Origin of the sequence: Rugamonas fusca (genome assembly GCF_014042365.1) — a bacterium.
Lineage (GTDB): Bacteria > Pseudomonadota > Gammaproteobacteria > Burkholderiales > Burkholderiaceae_D > Rugamonas > Rugamonas fusca.
In genome coordinates this window covers 1-16,560 of sequence record NZ_JACEZS010000035.1, presented here as the reverse complement: position 1 = coordinate 16,560, position 16,560 = coordinate 1, and the positions used below count along the sequence as shown (strand labels likewise).

Here is a 16,560-nt window from a genome sequence, read left to right as displayed (position 1 = left end):
TAGTATGTTTGCTTATATTGTCCGCCGCTTGTGGCAAATGCTGCCCACCATGCTGGGTGTGGTGCTGCTGGTGTTTATCCTGTTTAACTGGGTGGGCGGTGACCCCGCTTATATTCTTGCTGGCAAGATGGCCAATGCCCAGAGCATCGCCAACATTCGGCACCAGTTGGGCGTGGATCAGCCTTATTACGTGCAGTTGTGGATATTTATCAAGCAGATCGTGATGTTTGATTTTGGCCAGAGCTGGGCCACGGGGGAGGCCGTGTCCAGCATCGTGACCACCCGGCTGGGCCCGTCGCTGACGGTGCTGGTGCCACTGACCGTGCTGGAGACGGCACTGGGCATCGCGCTGGCGCTGGCCATCGCCTTCGTGCGCGGTTCGCTGACGGACCGCGCCGTGATGGTGGCGTGCACGGTGGGCATGTCGGTCAGCATCCTGGTCTACATCATCGTGTTCCAGTATGGCCTGGCATACAAGCTGGGGCTGTTTCCGGTGCAAGGCTGGGGTGACAGCTTCTGGATCAACCTGCTGCGTTTTGCGCCGCTGCCCATCCTGATCGGGCTGGCCGTGTCGGTGGCGCCCACGCTGCGCCTGTTCCGCAGCTTCGTGCTGGATGAAGTCGGGCAGGATTACGTGCGCACGGCCCGCGCCAAGGGTTTGTCCGAGCGGCGCGTGATGTGGGTGCATGTGCTGCGCAACGCCGCCATTCCCATCATTACCTACGTGATGTCCAACCTGCCGGCGTTGTTGATCGGCGCCTTTTTGCTGGAGCGCTTCTTCGGCATTCCCGGCATCGGGCGGGAAGTGATCCTGGCCGTCGAGCGCAGCGATTTTCCCGTCATCAAAGCCATCACGATCTATGTGGCGGCCGCCACCATGCTGGTCAACCTGCTCACCGACCTGCTGTACCAGGCCGTCGATCCACGGGTGCAACTGACATGAGGACGAGCGATGCGTGACGCGCTGGCATCCCCCGGCCTGTGGGCGCTGGCCTGGCGCCGCTTGCGGGCCGACCGCCTGGCCATGGCGGCGCTGGCCGTGGTGGTGGCGTTCCTGCTGATGCTGCTGTTGTCGGCCAGCGGCCTGATCGTGGCGGACTGGGAGGACGAGGTGGCCGTCAACTACGCGCCGCCCACCTTCCTGCTCGACCATGTGGCGCAGGGTTTGGCCGGTGCAGCGGCCGTTGCTGCAGCCTCGGCAGGCGCATCCGCCGCCGCACCGCCGCCTGATAATCCCTTCGACCCGCTGGCCGCCGACCTGGCTGAATTGCGCGCCCAACGCAAGGAACCGGGCGCCGCTGTGCCTGACATGTATGGCCTCACCGATCCGCTGGCCGCCGACCTGGCCCGGTTGCGCGCCACGCTGCCGGCGCAGTCGCGCGGCCACGGCGCGCGCCTGTCCAGCCTGCCTTTCGGGGCCGACAAGTGGGGCCATGACGTGCTCAAGAAAACCATCAAGGGCGGCGAGACCTCCATCGTGGTGGGGCTGGTGGCGGCCTTGCTGGCGGTGGCGCTGGGCACGCTGTTTGGCGCCGTGTCCGGCTATTTCGGCGGGCTGGTCGACGATTTGTTCAACTGGTTCTACAGTATCTTCACGTCCATCCCTTCGATCCTGATGATCCTGGCCGTGGCCGCCGTGTTGCAGCAGAAGGGCGTGCTGACCATCGTGCTGATCCTGGGACTGACAGGCTGGACCGGGCCATACCGTTTGATCCGGGCCGAGTACATCAAGCACAAGGGCCGCGAATACGTGCTGGCGGCGGACGCCATCGGCGCCTCGCACTGGCGCAAGATGTTCGGTCACATCTTCCCCAACGTGAGCCACGTGGCGCTGGTGCAGCTGTCCATCCTGGTGGTGGGCTTCATCAAGGCCGAGGTGATCCTGAGCTTCCTTGGTTTTGGCGTGCCGGTCGGCGTAGTGTCGTGGGGCAGCATGCTGAATGAAGCGCAGAACGAACTGATCCTGGGCAAGTGGTGGCAACTGACGGCCGCCGCTACCGCCATGGCGCTGCTGGTGACGGCGTTCTCGCTGCTGACGGACGCGCTGCGCGACGCGCTCGATCCCAAGGTAAGGAGTCTGGCATGAGCGGCGGCCATTTGCTGGAAGTGCGCGACCTGCGCGTGAGTTTCCGCGTGGACCGGCAGCGCAGCGTGGAAGCCGTCAAGGGCGTGACGTTCGACGTGCCGCGCGACGCCACCGTGGCGCTGGTGGGCGAATCGGGCAGCGGCAAATCCGTCAGCGCGCTGGCCGTGATGGGCTTGCTGCCGCCGGACAGCGCCGCCATCGCGCCCGAGTCCAGCATCCGCTTCGATGGACGCGCGTTGCTGGCACTCGATGCGCGCGCACGGCGCGCCTTGTGCGGCAAGGATGTGGCCATGATCTTCCAGGAGCCCATGTCTTCGCTCAATCCCGTGTTCACGGTCGGCTTCCAGATCGGTGAGGTGCTGCGCCAGCACATGGGCATGAATCGTCGGCAAGCACGTGCCCGCACGCTGGCGCTGCTGGACGAAGTGGGCATCCCCGATCCGGCGCAAAAGATCGACGCCTATCCCGGCCAGTTGTCGGGCGGCCAGCAGCAGCGCGTGATGATCGCCATGGCCATCGCCTGTGAGCCGAAGCTGTTGATCGCCGATGAACCGACCACGGCGCTGGACGTGACGATCCAGAAGCAGATCATGGCCTTGCTGGCCAATCTGCGCCGCAAGCACCAGATGTCGGTGCTGTTCATCACACACGACCTGGCACTGGTGGGCGAAATCGCGGACCACGTGATCGTCATGCGCCATGGCGAAGTGCGCGAGGCGGGGACGCTGCGGCAAGTGTTCGACCAGCCGCGGGATGCCTACACGCGCGCGCTGCTGCATTGCCGGCCGCCGCTGGCGGCGCGGCCGTGGCGGCTACCCGTGATCGCCGACTACCTGGAAGGCAAGGCTGGCGCCGATCAGTCCACGCCTGCGCGCGAGCGCGGCTACGCGCCCGGCGACGATACCGTGCTGACGGTGAAGAACCTGGGCAAGAGTTTTTATGTGCGCGAAGGCTGGTTCGGCCGGCGCGCGTTCCAGGCCGTGCGCGACGTGTCGTTCACGCTGGCGCGCGGCAAGACGCTGGGCGTGGTGGGCGAATCGGGATCGGGCAAGACGACGGTAGGGTTGACGCTGTTGCGCCTGCATCAGGCCACGACCGGCAGCGCCATCTTCGAAGGCCGCGACCTGCTGGCCATGAGCGCGCGCGAATTCCTGCCCTACAAGCGGCGCATCCAGATCATCTTCCAGAATCCCTACGCCTCACTGAATCCGCGCTACACCGTGGGACAGATATTGCTGGAGCCGATGCGCATCCACGCCATCGGTGCGGACGACCGTGCCCGCACCGCCATCGCCTGCCAGTTGCTGGAGCGGGTCGGGCTGCCGGCGCAGGCCATGCATCGCTATCCGCACGAGTTCTCCGGTGGCCAGCGGCAGCGTATCGCCATCGCCCGCTGCCTGACGATGCAGCCGGAAATCCTCGTGTGCGACGAATCCGTGTCGGCGCTCGACGTGTCGGTGCAGGCCCAGGTGCTCAATCTGTTGCAGGATTTGCAGGACGAATATGGGCTGTCCTACTTGTTCATCTCGCACGACTTGTCGGTGGTGAAATACATGGCCGACCAGGTGATGGTGATGCAGCAGGGCAGGGTGGTGGAGTTGGCCAATTCGGACGAGCTGTACCGTAATCCCGCCCATCCCTACACGCGCAGTTTGCTGGCGGCCATCCCGCGCGGACTGCCCGGCTAGCCGTTCCGTTTTACGTTAAGATAGCGGGATGGCCAATCTCATCCCACTGCTGCAACAATACGGCGTCCTGATCGTGTTCGCCGTCGTGCTGGTCGAGCAGATCGGATTGCCCATTCCTGCTTATCCGGTGCTGATTGTGGCCGGGGCGCTGGCCAAGGATGGCGACCTGGCGTGGCCGGGCGTGCTGGCCGTGAGTCTGATCGCCTGCGTCATCAGCGACCAGTTCTGGTTCCATGCCGGGCGCCACTTCGGCAAGCGCATCCTCAAGCTGCTGTGCCGCATTTCCCTGTCGCCTGACTACTGCGTGAGCCAGACGGAAGATAACTTCAAGCGCTGGGGGCCGAAAGCGCTGATGGTGTCCAAGTTCATCCCTGGCTTCAATACCATCGCCTCGCCGCTGGCCGGCGCCATGGGCACGGCCAAGGCCACGTTCCTGGGCTTCAGCATGGCCGGCGGCTTGCTGTGGAGTGGCACCGGCATCGGCATCGGTGCGTATTTCCACACCAGCGTGGCGCAGGTGCTGGGCATCCTCAGCACCATGGGCACGACGGCCTTGATCGTGCTGGGTGTGCTGTTGGCCTTGTTTGTCACGTTCAAATACGTGGAGCGCAAGCGCTTCCATCAGGCCACGCAAATGGACCGGATCACCATCGACGAATTGAAAAGCCTGCTCGACGAGGGCCACGAGCCGGTGCTGGTGGATGCCCGCAGCGCCACGGCGCAATCGCTGGAGCCGGCGGTGCCGGGCGCGCTGCTGTTCAAGGGCGGCGCAGGGCTGCCGGAACTGGCGGCGCTGGACAAGGATAGCCACATCATCGTCTATTGCAGCTGCCCCAACGATGTTACGGCGGCCCAGGTGGCCAAGGAATTGCTGGCCCACGGCTTCCACCGTGCCCGGCCCCTGCATGGCGGGCTGGAGGCGTGGAACGCGGCGTTCGCGCCGGAGCAGGCCGCTGCCACTGTGGAAGTCATTGAGGGCGTGAGCCAATAAACTTCAGTCGATTGTCCTTGAGCACGTAGTAATGCGTGCCGTCGCCCGCCTCATTGCGCATGCCGTTGATGACGAGCAGGGCGCTGTCGGAGCGAAAGTCCACGGGTGGCTTGTTGGCATCGCTGCCGCAGCGCACGGTGAACGGCAGCCACACTATTCTCCCAGTCTTGGCGTCGATCATGGCGCCCATCACGCACGAGGCGCCGCATCCAAACGTGACGACCCGATAATGGCCGGCGAAGTTAGGCTGCCCATGTGCGGCGCGACGTAGCTGGCGTTGAAACGCTTTGTCCTGCCGGGTGGTCAGTACCGGCTTTGCCATGGGGCCTGCATAGTGTTGCGTTACTTGGTATCGGGCGAATCCCGGCATCGCGTTTGGACTCGCCAAGGTCGACGCGGTAGCAAATGCGGCTGCCAGCACGCACCTTTTCTTCTGTTTCAATTGCGCCGCTTGGCCATTGTGCTTGCGCATTGCCCGCTCCGGTTTTTGTCGTCTTCGTGCTTCGATTTTGCAGCCTACCCGCCCCGTTTGAACAGATTCTTGAGTGCTCGCAAGTGCCGTGCAATCGACGAAAATGCTTGCACATATGAAAGTAAGTGGTAGTCATACTACGACACCAATATTTCATAATGTAATTTTTTGTAGGAAATTTCGCTGAGTGTGTACTAAAACTACAAAGAAGGCTTGCGGATCGGCTAAGAAATCCTTTAAGCTTAGGGCTCAACTTCTTTTGGTTCATCATGACAGCCCAGTCCTTGCACGCACCACAGTCCCCATCCATCGCTTTTCCGGGCGGCCCGCGCCTGCTGGCGGATGTTGGGGGGACGAATGCCCGTTTCGCTCTGGAACTGGCGCCGGGCAAGATTGAGCTGATCAATGTGCTGCCATGCGCCGATTACCCGACCCTGGCCGCCGCCTTGCAGGCTTACCTGGCCTTGCCGGCCGTGGTGCAGGCCAATCTGGGCCCGGTCCGGCAGGGCGCCATCGCCATCGCCAATCCGGTCACGGGCGACCTGGTGCGCATGACCAACCATCACTGGGAATTCTCGATCGAAGCGCTGCGCGTCGAGTGCGGCTTCGAGACGCTGGTGGTGGTCAACGATTTCACGGCGCTGGCCCGTTCGCTGCCGTTGTTGTCCGACCAGCAGAAGCACCAGGTCGGTGGCGGTGTGGCGCAGGCTGGCGCGCCGCTGGGTTTGATCGGCGCCGGCACGGGCCTGGGTGTGTCGGGCCTGATTCCGTCCGGCGACAGCTGGACCGCCTTGCTCAGCGAGGGCGGTCACGTCAGTTTCTCGCCTTTCAACGAGACGGAAGTGGCCATCCTGCAATTCGCGTGGCGTGAATTCGAACACGTGTCGGCCGAGCGCTTGATGTCAGGCGTGGGGATCGAACTGATCTACCGCGCGCTGGCTGATCATACGGGTGTGCCGGCGGAAGCCATCGGTGCCCCGGAAATTACGCGCCGCGCACTGTCCGGCGAGTCGGCCCTGTGCGACCAGGTCATCGAGGCCTTCTGCTGCATGCTGGGCACGGTGGCCAGCAACGTGGCCATTACCCTGGGCGCGCAAGGCGGCATCTATATTGGCGGCGGCATCGTGCCTCGCCTGGGCGCGCGCTTTGACCGCTCCGGCTTCCGCGCCCGCTTCGAACAGAAGGGCCGCTTCGCTGCGTACCTGGCCAAAGTGCCCACTTTCGTCATCACGGCGGAATACCCGGCCTTCGTCGGCGTCTCTGCAATCTTGTCCGAAAGACTTGCTCAAGCGTAAGCCCTGTTACATTTCGCGGTAGCGAAATGCGCTTTTCAGTCTTTTATCAGGTACAATTCGCACTGTTGGATGAAACGGCATGGATCGTTCCAGGTAGTGCGCACCGCTTTTCGCCCGAAAACGGCGCGCCAGGACTGCGTTTCACTTGAAATCAACGGTAGCTGCCGCGTCGTCGCGGCGGTGCCGTAAGTGGTCTGTCTCTCCCTCCCGCTCAGCGCACATCGGCACTAGCGTCGGAAAAACCAGCTTCAGCGAGTACTCCAGCCAGGCGGCATCCCGTATGCCAGCCATACGCCTCACTGATTGTTATTGATTTCTTTCTTGCATGTGAATGCAACCATAAGATCGCTATGAATACTGGTGAGGCGAAAAAAGTCCTCGAAACCGCGCTGCTGTGCGCGCATGAGCCTTTGTCGATCCACAGTCTGAAAAAGCTGTATGTCGAAGTGGACGACCAGGGCCGGCCACGCGGGCCTGGCGTGGGCGCCGATACGATCAAGGCCTTGCTGGAAGAATTGCGGCTGGACTGGGCCGGCAAGGGCATCGAAGTGGTCAGCCTGTCGAGTGGCTGGCGCTTCCAGAGCCGGCCGGAAATGAAGTTGTACCTGGACCGCCTGAATCCGGAAAAGCCGCCCAAATATTCGCGTGCGACGCTGGAAACGCTGGCCATCATCGCCTACCGCCAGCCGGTGACGCGCGGCGACATCGAGGAAATCCGCGGTGTGGCCGTCAACTCGCAGACGATCAAGATGCTGGAAGACCGCGGCTGGGTCGATGTGATTGGCTACCGCGATGTGGTGGGCCGCCCGGCCTTGCTGGGCACCACCAAGCAGTTTTTGGATGATTTGGGCTTGAATTCGCTGTCCCAGCTGCCGCCGTTGCAGCAAATCAGCGAAATGCAGGGCGGCGGTCCCGATATGGAAGCGCTGGAAGCGGCCCTGCAGGAAAATTTTGCGGCGCATAATGCCGCGCAACAAGCAGTTGGTACGGATGGTGAGGCGGAAGTGGCTGTGGATGTCACGGCCAGCCCGGATGCCGGCCACGACGCGGGGGCGGCCGATGATTCGGCGGCCCCGGCCATTACCCACGGCCCTGCGCCCGATTTAACGGTTGACGCTGAGCACAACCAAGAAATGAATAATGAACAATCCTAATTCTCCAGAGTCAGTCAGCGGCACTGCGGCCGCCGAAGTGGTCGCCAAGCCTAAACGCCGCACCAAAGCCCAGATCGAAGCCGACGCAGCGGCCGCTGCCGCCGCCGGCGAGCCGGTCGCGGCCAAGCCCAAACGCAAGCCCAAGGCAGTCGCCGAAGCGGCTCCGGCTGCGACGGCCGACACGCCTGCTGCCGCTGCGGCTGAGGCGCCAGTCAAGAAGCCGCGCGCCAAGCCGGCCGCCAAGTCGACTGGCGCCGGTGCTGGCGCGCCAGAAGCGGCGCCAGCACCGGCGCCGGCTGTCGCCTCGGCGCCTGCCGCTGCCGCTCCTGTCGCCGCCACGGTTACTGTCGATGCGGCGCCGGTCGCCGCGGTGTCCGCAGCCCCGGTCGAAGCCGGCGGCCAGCGTGCCGAACGCGGCCCCCGCCCGCCGCGCGGTCCGCGCCAGATGCGCGAGCAGCGCGCAGCCCGCCAGGCTGCCATGCCGCGTCCTGAGCCGGTCGCCGCCGTGGAAGGCGAGGCGCCTGCCGAAGGTGAAGTGGTGCGCGCCAAGGAAGGCAAGCCACGCCACGAACAAGGCCCGCGCAACGAAGCGCGCGGCAACGGCAAAGGCCAGCCGAACCAGAAGAAAGGCAAGGGCGGCAAGCCACAACAGCGCGGCGCCCAAGGTGGCAAAGGCGGCGCGCCCAAGGTGGCCGATGCCGACGCCGTGTTCTCGTTCGTGACCTCGGAAGCGTACGACACCGAAGAAGGCGGCATGGGCCGTGCGCCAGCCAAGGCCGTGCGCCGCGACCTGACCTCGGACGACGACGCGCCCAAGCTGCACAAGGTGCTGGCCGAAGCGGGCCTCGGTTCGCGCCGCGACATGGAAGAGCTGATCATCGCCGGCCGCGTGTCGGTCAATGGCGAGCCGGCCCACATCGGCCAGCGCATCCTGGGCACAGACCAGGTCCGTATCAACGGCAAGCTGATCCAGCGCCGCGTCAGCAAGAAGCCGCCGCGCGTGCTGGTGTATCACAAGCCGGCCGGCGAGATCGTCAGCCATGACGATCCGGATGGCCGTCCCTCCGTGTTCGACCGCCTGCCGACCATGAAGGCCGGCAAATGGCTGGCCGTGGGCCGCCTGGACTTCAATACGGAAGGCTTGCTGTTGTTTACCACCTCGGGCGACCTGGCCAACCGGCTGATGCACCCGCGCTACGGCATCGACCGCGAATACGCGGTGCGCACGCTGGGCGAGCTGGAAGAGGGCATGCGCCAGAAACTGCTGGCCGGCGTGGAGCTGGAAGACGGCCTGGCGCAGTTCACCAAGATCGCCGACGGCGGCGGCGAAGGCATCAACAAGTGGTATCGCGTGGTGATCGGCGAAGGCCGCAACCGCGAAGTGCGCCGCATGTTCGAGGCCATCGGCCTGACCGTCTCGCGCCTGATCCGTACCCGCTACGGCGCCATGACCTTGCCAAGCAGCCTGAAGCGTGGCCGCTGGGAGGAAATGGAAGAAAACACCGTGCGCGACCTGATGGCCGCCTATGGCGTGGAAAAGAAAGGCGGCGGCGAGGCGCAGCGTGGTGGCAATAATGCCAAGGGCGGTAACGCCAAGCGCGAGCGCGACGAGCGCGACGAGCCGAATGGCAACCGCCTCGATGTCAGCAATGACAATGCGCTGCCATTCCCGAAACCGGCTCGTGGCCAGGGTCGCGGCCAGGGCCGTGGCGGCATGGGCATGGGCATGGGCCAAAGCGGTCGTCCCGGTGGCCGTCCGCAAGGCGGCACGCTGGGCGCCTACGCCGGCGGCCGTCCGCTCGGTGGCGGTTTCGAAGGCCAGGGTCAGGGCCGGGGCAAGTCCCAGGGCCGTGGACAGGGCGGCCAGGGTGGCCAGGGCGGCCAGGGGCAGGGTTTTGGCGCTGCCAAGGGGCCGCAGCGCGGTCCGCGCCAGCCTGATCCGCTGCAAACAACTTTTGGTTTCGGCAACGCCAGCGCGCCGCGCCGCAACCAGCCGCCACGTGGCGGCGCCATCGACCACGGCATGCCGCGTCGCCGTAAAGGTTGATGGGAGGGCGGCGGCCCGGCCGTCGCCTGTTGTTTGGCTTGTTTTTGGGCCGTGTAGCCCGATTTTCCTTGTTGTAAGGCCGTTGTTGGGGTATGTCCGGCATTGCGGCACAGGGAAGAACGGGTTATAATTCACAGCCTGATTGGAGTTCTTCGCAAGGTCTGTTTGCCAAGAGTGCTTCCGTCTGGTTGGAATGACAAGAAGATGGGCAGATGCCCATTTTTTTTTTGGTGAACCGTTTTGAGTGGTCCGTTTTTCAAAGTGGAAACGGACTTTGAACTGGAGAATTTCTTGCAGCTGCCGCAATTAATTGAAAAGACCGTGTCCGGTCTGGGCTATGAGCTGGTTGATGTCGAACGGGCCGAGCGTGGACTGTTGCGCGTGTATATCGATTTCTCGGCGGAGGATGCGGCCGAAAAAGGCCCGATCACCGTGGAGGACTGTGCCACCGTGAGCCACCAGCTGTCGCACGTGTTGACGGTCGAGAACGTCAACTACGAACGTTTGGAAATCTCGTCGCCGGGCCTCGACCGCCCGCTGCGCAAGTTGGCCGATTATGTGCGCTTTGCCGGCTGCGAAGCCAGCGTCAAGCTGCGCGTGGCCATGCCGGGTACGAACAACCGGCGCACCTTCCAGGGCGTTCTGCAGGAACCCCAGGACGAGAAATTGTCGTTGGAATTTGAAGGAACAGATGGTCCGGCGCTGTTGGAGTTTACGCTCGCCGATGTGGATAAGGCACGCTTGGTGCCGCAGGTGGATTTTAAGGGACGCAAAGCATGAGTCGCGAAGTTTTGTTATTGGTAGACGCGCTGGCGCGTGAGAAGAACGTCGATAAGGATGTCGTATTCGGCGCGCTGGAATTCGCGTTGGCGCAAGCCACGAAGAAACGCTATGAAGGTGAAGTCGATATCCGCGTTTCGATCGACCGCGAGTCGGGTGAATTCGAGTCCTTCCGCCGCTGGCACGTGGTGCCGGACGAAGCTGGCCTCCAGCTGCCGGACCAGGAAATCCTGCTGTTCGAAGCGAAGGAACAGATCCCTGACATCGAAGTGGATGACCACATCGAGGAGCCGATCGAATCCGTGGAATTCGGCCGCCGTTTCGCGCAGGACACCAAGCAAGTGGTGCTGCAGCGCGTGCGCGACGCCGAGCGCGAACAGATCCTGGTGGACTTCCTGGAACGCGGCGACTCGCTCGTGACCGGCACCATCAAGCGCATGGAGCGCGGCGACGCCATCGTCGAATCGGGCAAGATCGAAGCGCGCCTGCCGCGCGACCAGATGATCCCGAAAGAGAACCTGCGTATCGGCGACCGCGTGCGTGCCTACATCCTGCGCATCGACCGCAACATGCGCGGCCCGCAGGTGATCCTGTCGCGCACGGCGCCGGAATTCATCATGAAGCTGTTCGAGCTGGAAGTGCCGGAAATCGAGCAGGGCATGCTGGAAATTAAATCGGCGGCCCGCGATGCCGGCGTGCGCGCCAAGATCGCCGTCTACACGGCCGATAAGCGCATCGACCCGATCGGCACCTGCGTCGGCATGCGCGGTTCGCGCGTGCAAGCGGTGACCGGCGAGCTGGGCGGCGAACGGGTGGACATCGTGCTGTGGTCGGAAGACCCGGCCCAGTTCGTGATCGGCGCGCTGGCCCCGGCCAACGTCTCGTCGATCATGGTCGATGAGGAAAAGCACGCCATGGACGTGGTGGTGGACGAGGAAAACCTGGCCATCGCCATCGGCCGCTCGGGCCAGAACGTGCGCCTGGCGTCCGATCTGACGGGCTGGAAGATCAACATCATGACGGCCGAGGAATCGGCCGACAAGGCTGCCCAGGAAACGGCCGCCGTGCGCGCCCTGTTCATGGAGAAGCTCGACGTCGACCAGGAAGTGGCCGACATCCTGGTGGAAGAGGGCTTCGCCAGCCTGGAAGAAATCGCCTACGTGCCGATCTCCGAAATGCTGGAAATCGAATCGTTCGATGAGGATACCGTCAATGAACTCCGGACCCGCGCCCGCGACGCGCTGGTGACCGAGGCGATCGCTTCGGAAGAAGGCCTGGAAGGCATGGACGAGGCGCTGGTCGGTCTGGAAGGCATGGACCGCATCACCGCCGGCAAGCTGGGTCTGGCTGGTATCAAGACCGTGGAAGCATTCGCCGCACTGGCCTACGACGAATTCGGTGCCATCCTGGCGCTGTCGTCCGACCGGGCACGAGAACTGATTAAGAGTGAATTTGAAGATGTGACCGACGATGAGATGAAGTTGGTTGACTCGAAGTACGACGACCGTGCCAAGGCGCTGCAAGCCAAGGCCTGGAGTCTTGCCGAATCCGCAAAGGCTTAATTTGAGTATCTTTATCATCTCCGCGACACATAGAAAAGAGGACTGAATGGCGAGTAACAACGTAGCCCAATTTGCCACCGAACTGAAGATGCCTGCAGACTTGCTGCTGACGCAGCTGCGTTCTGCCGGCGTCGAGAAAAGTTCGACGTCAGATCCATTGTCGAAAGATGATAAGGATAAGTTGCTGGATCACCTGCGCCGTACCCACGGCGCAGCGGCTGACACCGAAAAGAAAAAGATCACGCTGACGCGCAAGGAAACCACCGAGATCAAGCAGGCCGACGCCACGGGCAAGTCGCGCACGATCCAGGTCGCCGTCAAGAAAGTGCGCACCTTCGTGCAGCGCGACGACATCGTGCCGCCAGCGCCGGCCGCGCCGGCCGCGCCCGTGATCGACGCCGCCGAAGTGGCGCGCCGCGAAGAGGAAGCCCGCAAGCAGGCTGAACTGATCGCGCGCCAGGAAGCGGAACTGCGCGAGAAGCAGGAAGCGCTGGCCAAGCTGGACGCGGAGAAGGAAGCGCAAGCGCAAGCGAAGGCTGCCGCCGAAGCGGAAGCGAAGAAACAAGCGGAAGCGGACGCCAAGCAGGCCGCCGCCACCGCCGCAGCGGGCGCCGCCGCCTCGGCCGCCGACGCCGCCGAGGACGCGAAGAAAGCCGCTGCCGCCGAGGAAGCCAAGAAGAAGGCCGAGGCCGCCGCCAAGGAAGCCGCCGAAAAAGCGGCCGCCACCGAGCGCGCCCGCAAGGCCGTGGCCGACGAAGTGGCACAGATCAAGGCCATGATGAACGCGCCACGGCGCGCCATCAAGGCGCCGGAGCCGGCGCCGGCCCCGGTCAAGGCCAAGGCGCCCGAAGGCACGCTGCATAAGCCTGCCGACAAGAAACCTGGCGAGAAGAAAGAAGACAAGAAACCGGCCACGGCCGACAAGAAGTCGATCAAGTCGGCCAATGTCTCGTCGACCTGGCAGGACGACGCCAAGAAGCGCGGCGCGCCGGGCGCATCGAAAGGCCGTGGCAATGCCCCGACCGGCGGCCGCGACGCATGGCGCAGCGGCGGCAAGGGCGGTGGTCGCCGTGGCGGCCATGTGGAAGAACGCGAAAGCAACTTCCAGGCGCCGACGGAAGCCGTGGTCAAGGACGTGTACGTGCCTGAAACCATCACCGTGGCCGAACTGGCGCACAAGATGTCGGTCAAGGCATCCGAGGTCATCAAGCAACTGATGAAGCTGGGCCAGATGTGCACCATCAACCAGGTGCTGGACCAGGAAACGGCCATGATCCTGGTCGAGGAAATGGGCCACAAGGCCTACGCCGCCGAGCAGGACGATCCGGAAGCGCTGCTGGCCGACCAGGGTGAACACGCGCACTTCGAAGCCGTGCCGCGCGCGCCGGTGGTGACCGTGATGGGCCACGTCGACCACGGTAAAACCTCGCTGCTGGACTACATCCGCCGTTCCAAAGTGGCGTCGGGCGAAGCCGGCGGCATTACGCAGCACATTGGTGCCTACCACGTGGAAACCCCGCGCGGCATCATCACCTTCCTCGATACGCCGGGCCACGAAGCGTTTACGGCCATGCGTGCCCGCGGCGCCAAGGCGACCGACATCGTGATCCTGGTGGTGGCGGCCGACGACGGCGTGATGCCACAAACTAAGGAAGCGATCGCCCACGCGAAAGCGGCCGGTGTGCCGCTGGTGGTGGCGATCAACAAGATCGACAAACCGGGCGGCAACGTGGACCGGGTCACCCAGGAACTGGTGGCCGAGCAGGTGGTGCCGGAAGAATACGGTGGCGAATCGCCATTCGTGCCGGTGTCGGCCAAGACCGGCCAGGGCATCGACGCGCTGCTGGAGCAAGTGCTGCTGCAAGCCGAAGTGCTGGAACTGAAGGCGCCGGTGGAAGCGCCGGCCCGTGGCCTGGTGGTCGAAGGCCGCCTGGACAAGGGCAAGGGCCCGGTCGCCACCATCCTGGTGCAGTCCGGTACCCTCAAGCGCGGCGACGTGATCCTGGCCGGCTCCTCCTATGGCCGCGTGCGCGCCATGCTGGACGAGAACGGCAAGCCGATCTCGGAAGCCGGTCCTTCGATCCCGGTCGAAATCCAGGGCCTGACGGAAGTGCCGCAAGCCGGTGAAGAAGTGATGGTCATGGCCGACGAGCGCAAGGCGCGTGAAATCGGTCTGTTCCGTCAAGGTAAGTTCCGCGACGTGAAGCTGGCCAAGCAGCAGGCCGCCAAGCTGGAGAACATGTTCGACCAGATGGCCGAAGGCGAAGTGAAGAACCTGCCGATGATCATCAAGACCGACGTGCAGGGTTCGCAGGAAGCGCTGGTCAGCTCGCTGCAGAAACTGTCGACCTCGGAAGTGCGGGTGCAGGTGGTGCACGCGGCCGTCGGCGGCATCACGGAATCGGACGTCAACCTGGCGGTGGCCTCGAAAGCGGTCATCATCGGCTTCAACGCCCGTGCCGATGCCCAGGCGCGCAAGCTGGCCGAGTCGAACGGCGTGGATATCCGTTACTACAACATCATCTACGACGCGATCGATGACGTGAAGTCGGCGCTGTCGGGCATGCTGGCGCCGGAGAAGCGCGAGACCGTGATCGGCCAGGTCGAGATTCGCCAGGTCATCCTGGTGTCCAAAGTGGGCGCGATTGCCGGCTGCCTGGTCACCGATGGCGTCGTCAAGCGCACCTCCTCGGTACGCCTGCTGCGCAACAACATCGTCGTGTGGACGGGCGAGATCGACTCGCTCAAGCGCTTCAAGGACGATGCGAAGGAAGTGCGCGCCGGCCTCGAGTGCGGCCTGTCGTTGAAGAACTACAACGACATCCAGGTGGGCGACTCGCTGGAAGTGTTTGAAGTACAGGAAATCGCACGTACGCTGTAATCCACAACGTATCGGCGAGACCAGGCAAGTGGACGGGGGCGCAGCGCTCCCGTCCACTTGCCGTTTTAGGAAGGCAGTATCGAATCATGGCAAAACATAGCAAAACCATTCCACAGCGCGGCCAGCGCGTGGCGGACCAGATCCAGCGCGACCTGTCCGAAATCATCGCGTTCGAATTGAAGGACCCGCGCGTGGGCATGATCACGCTGACGGAAGTGCAGCTCACGCCCGACTACGCGCACGCCAAGATCTTCTTCACCATGCTGAAGGACAGCAAGGAAGCCGTGCAGAACACCATCGAAGGCTTGAACAAGGCGGCCGGCTACATGCGCAACCAGCTGGGCAAGCGGCTGCACATCCACACCCTGCCGCAGCTGCACTTCGTGCACGACGTGTCGACCGCGCGCGGCATGGAACTGTCGGCCCTGATCGACCAGGCCAACGCCACCCGCGCGCTCGACGACGAGCAGAGCCAGCAGCGCACGGACGCTGACAAGGACGCGGAGTAAGCAAGGGTGGGGCGCCTCGCGCGCCCCGGCCCCCGCCGCCATCAACATGAAGCCAAACCATCCCAAGAAAGTCCGCGACCTGATCGACGGCGTGCTGCTGCTCGACAAGCCGGTCGGCTTTTCCAGCAATGACGCGCTGATCAAGGCAAAGCGCGTACTCAACGCCAAGAAGGCCGGCCACACCGGCACGCTGGACCCGTTCGCCACCGGCTTGCTGCCGCTGTGCTTCGGCGAAGCGACCAAGTTCTCGCAAGACTTGCTGGAAGCGGACAAGACCTATGAAACCGTGGTCCACCTGGGCCAGACCACCGACACCGGCGACACCGAAGGCGAGGTGGTCGACACGCGCGAGGTGCACGTCACGCTGGAGCAGATCGACGCCGTGCTGGCCCGCTTCCGCGGCCCCATCGCCCAGGTGCCGCCCATGTACTCGGCCTTGAAGCGCGACGGCAAGCCGCTGTACGAATACGCGCGCGCCGGCATCACGCTCGAGCGCGAAGCGCGCAACGTCGTCATCCACAAGCTGGAGCTGATCAGCTACGAGGTGCCATTCCTCAAGCTGTCCGTCACCTGCAGCAAGGGCACCTACATCCGCGTGCTGGGCCAGGACATCGGCGAAGCGCTCGGTTGCGGCGCCCACCTGAACGCGCTGCGCCGCACGCAAGTGGGCGCGCTGACGGCCGACGGCATGATCACGCTGGACGCGTTGCTGGCGCACCCGGAACCGCGCAGCCTGCTGGCGCCCGTCGATGCGTTGCTGTCGAGCTTCCCGGCCGTGCATTTGAACGCCGAGCTGGCCAAGCGTTTCCTGCAAGGCCAGCGCCTGGCGCTGGGCAAGGAGCCCGTGACCGTGCCGGCCGAGCAGGGCCGGGTGCGCGTCTATCTGGACGACAAGCTGCTGGGCACGGCCCAGCTGGGCGAATACAGCATCCTGGCACCCGAGCGCCTGATCGCCACCGCCCACGGCTAAAACCGGGGTCACCCATTAGCCAACCAGCGTCAAGTCGATAATACTGTCCCGGCGCCTCGATTTTATCGAGGCGCAATTTCTTGCCTGCCTTAGCCGCAAACGCTTGTCGCGCCCGTTTTCTCAGT

Annotated in this window: 13 protein-coding genes; 12 read left to right on the top strand and 1 reads right to left on the bottom strand. The window is 64.0% G+C overall.

What is annotated here, in order from left to right; all coding sequences use genetic code 11:
- The first annotated feature begins 4 nt into the window (after positions 1-4).
- The 4 genes from H3H36_RS24840 to H3H36_RS24825 are packed head-to-tail and all read left to right on the top strand — an operon-like array spanning position 5 to position 4,765.
- Positions 5-943, top strand: coding sequence for an ABC transporter permease (locus H3H36_RS24840; protein ID WP_182220738.1), 939 nt, complete (start codon positions 5-7; stop codon positions 941-943).
- A gap of 9 nt (positions 944-952) precedes the next feature.
- Positions 953-2,086, top strand: a complete 1,134-nt coding sequence (locus H3H36_RS24835; RefSeq protein ID WP_182220737.1) for an ABC transporter permease — start codon at positions 953-955, stop codon at positions 2,084-2,086.
- Positions 2,083-3,774 (top strand): ABC transporter ATP-binding protein, encoded by a 1,692-nt coding sequence (locus tag H3H36_RS24830; protein ID WP_182220736.1) that lies wholly within the window; start codon positions 2,083-2,085, stop codon positions 3,772-3,774. The genes H3H36_RS24835 and H3H36_RS24830 overlap by 4 nt, the downstream gene beginning before the upstream one ends.
- Positions 3,775-3,802: 28 nt before the next feature.
- Complete coding sequence (locus H3H36_RS24825; protein ID WP_182220735.1) at positions 3,803-4,765, top strand: VTT domain-containing protein; 963 nt, start codon at positions 3,803-3,805, stop codon at positions 4,763-4,765.
- Here the strand turns inward: H3H36_RS24825 and H3H36_RS24820 are convergent.
- Positions 4,743-5,237, bottom strand: a complete 495-nt coding sequence (locus tag H3H36_RS24820; protein WP_182220734.1) for a hypothetical protein — start codon at positions 5,235-5,237, stop codon at positions 4,743-4,745. The genes H3H36_RS24825 and H3H36_RS24820 overlap by 23 nt on opposite strands.
- A gap of 269 nt (positions 5,238-5,506) precedes the next feature.
- Here H3H36_RS24820 and H3H36_RS24815 point away from each other — a divergent pair, with 269 nt between their 5' ends.
- From H3H36_RS24815 to truB, 8 genes are all read left to right on the top strand, one after another.
- A complete protein-coding gene (locus H3H36_RS24815) occupies positions 5,507-6,532 on the top strand; it encodes a glucokinase (protein ID WP_182220733.1) in 1,026 nt (341 codons plus the stop codon).
- Between the two features lie 350 nt (positions 6,533-6,882).
- A complete protein-coding gene (gene scpB / locus H3H36_RS24810; protein ID WP_182220732.1) occupies positions 6,883-7,686 on the top strand; it encodes an SMC-Scp complex subunit ScpB in 804 nt (267 codons plus the stop codon).
- Positions 7,673-9,733: a pseudouridine synthase gene (locus H3H36_RS24805; protein ID WP_182220731.1), complete on the top strand. Its 2,061-nt coding sequence runs from the start codon at positions 7,673-7,675 to the stop codon at positions 9,731-9,733. Before scpB ends, H3H36_RS24805 begins: the two co-directional genes overlap by 14 nt.
- 291 nt (positions 9,734-10,024) lie before the next feature.
- Positions 10,025-10,513 carry a ribosome maturation factor RimP gene (rimP, locus tag H3H36_RS24800; protein ID WP_182220730.1) on the top strand — a complete coding sequence of 163 codons (489 nt, stop codon included), beginning with the start codon at positions 10,025-10,027 and terminating at the stop codon, positions 10,511-10,513.
- Positions 10,510-12,075 carry a transcription termination factor NusA gene (nusA, locus tag H3H36_RS24795; protein ID WP_182220729.1) on the top strand — a complete coding sequence of 522 codons (1,566 nt, stop codon included), beginning with the start codon at positions 10,510-10,512 and terminating at the stop codon, positions 12,073-12,075. Before rimP ends, nusA begins: the two co-directional genes overlap by 4 nt.
- A 46-nt stretch (positions 12,076-12,121) precedes the next feature.
- Complete coding sequence (infB, locus tag H3H36_RS24790) at positions 12,122-14,956, top strand: translation initiation factor IF-2 (protein WP_182220728.1); 2,835 nt, start codon at positions 12,122-12,124, stop codon at positions 14,954-14,956.
- An 86-nt stretch (positions 14,957-15,042) separates the two neighbouring features.
- Positions 15,043-15,465: a 30S ribosome-binding factor RbfA gene (gene rbfA, locus H3H36_RS24785; protein WP_182220727.1), complete on the top strand. Its 423-nt coding sequence runs from the start codon at positions 15,043-15,045 to the stop codon at positions 15,463-15,465.
- Between the two features lie 46 nt (positions 15,466-15,511).
- Complete coding sequence (gene truB, locus H3H36_RS24780; RefSeq protein WP_182220726.1) at positions 15,512-16,435, top strand: tRNA pseudouridine(55) synthase TruB; 924 nt, start codon at positions 15,512-15,514, stop codon at positions 16,433-16,435.
- Positions 16,436-16,560 lie beyond the last annotated feature (125 nt).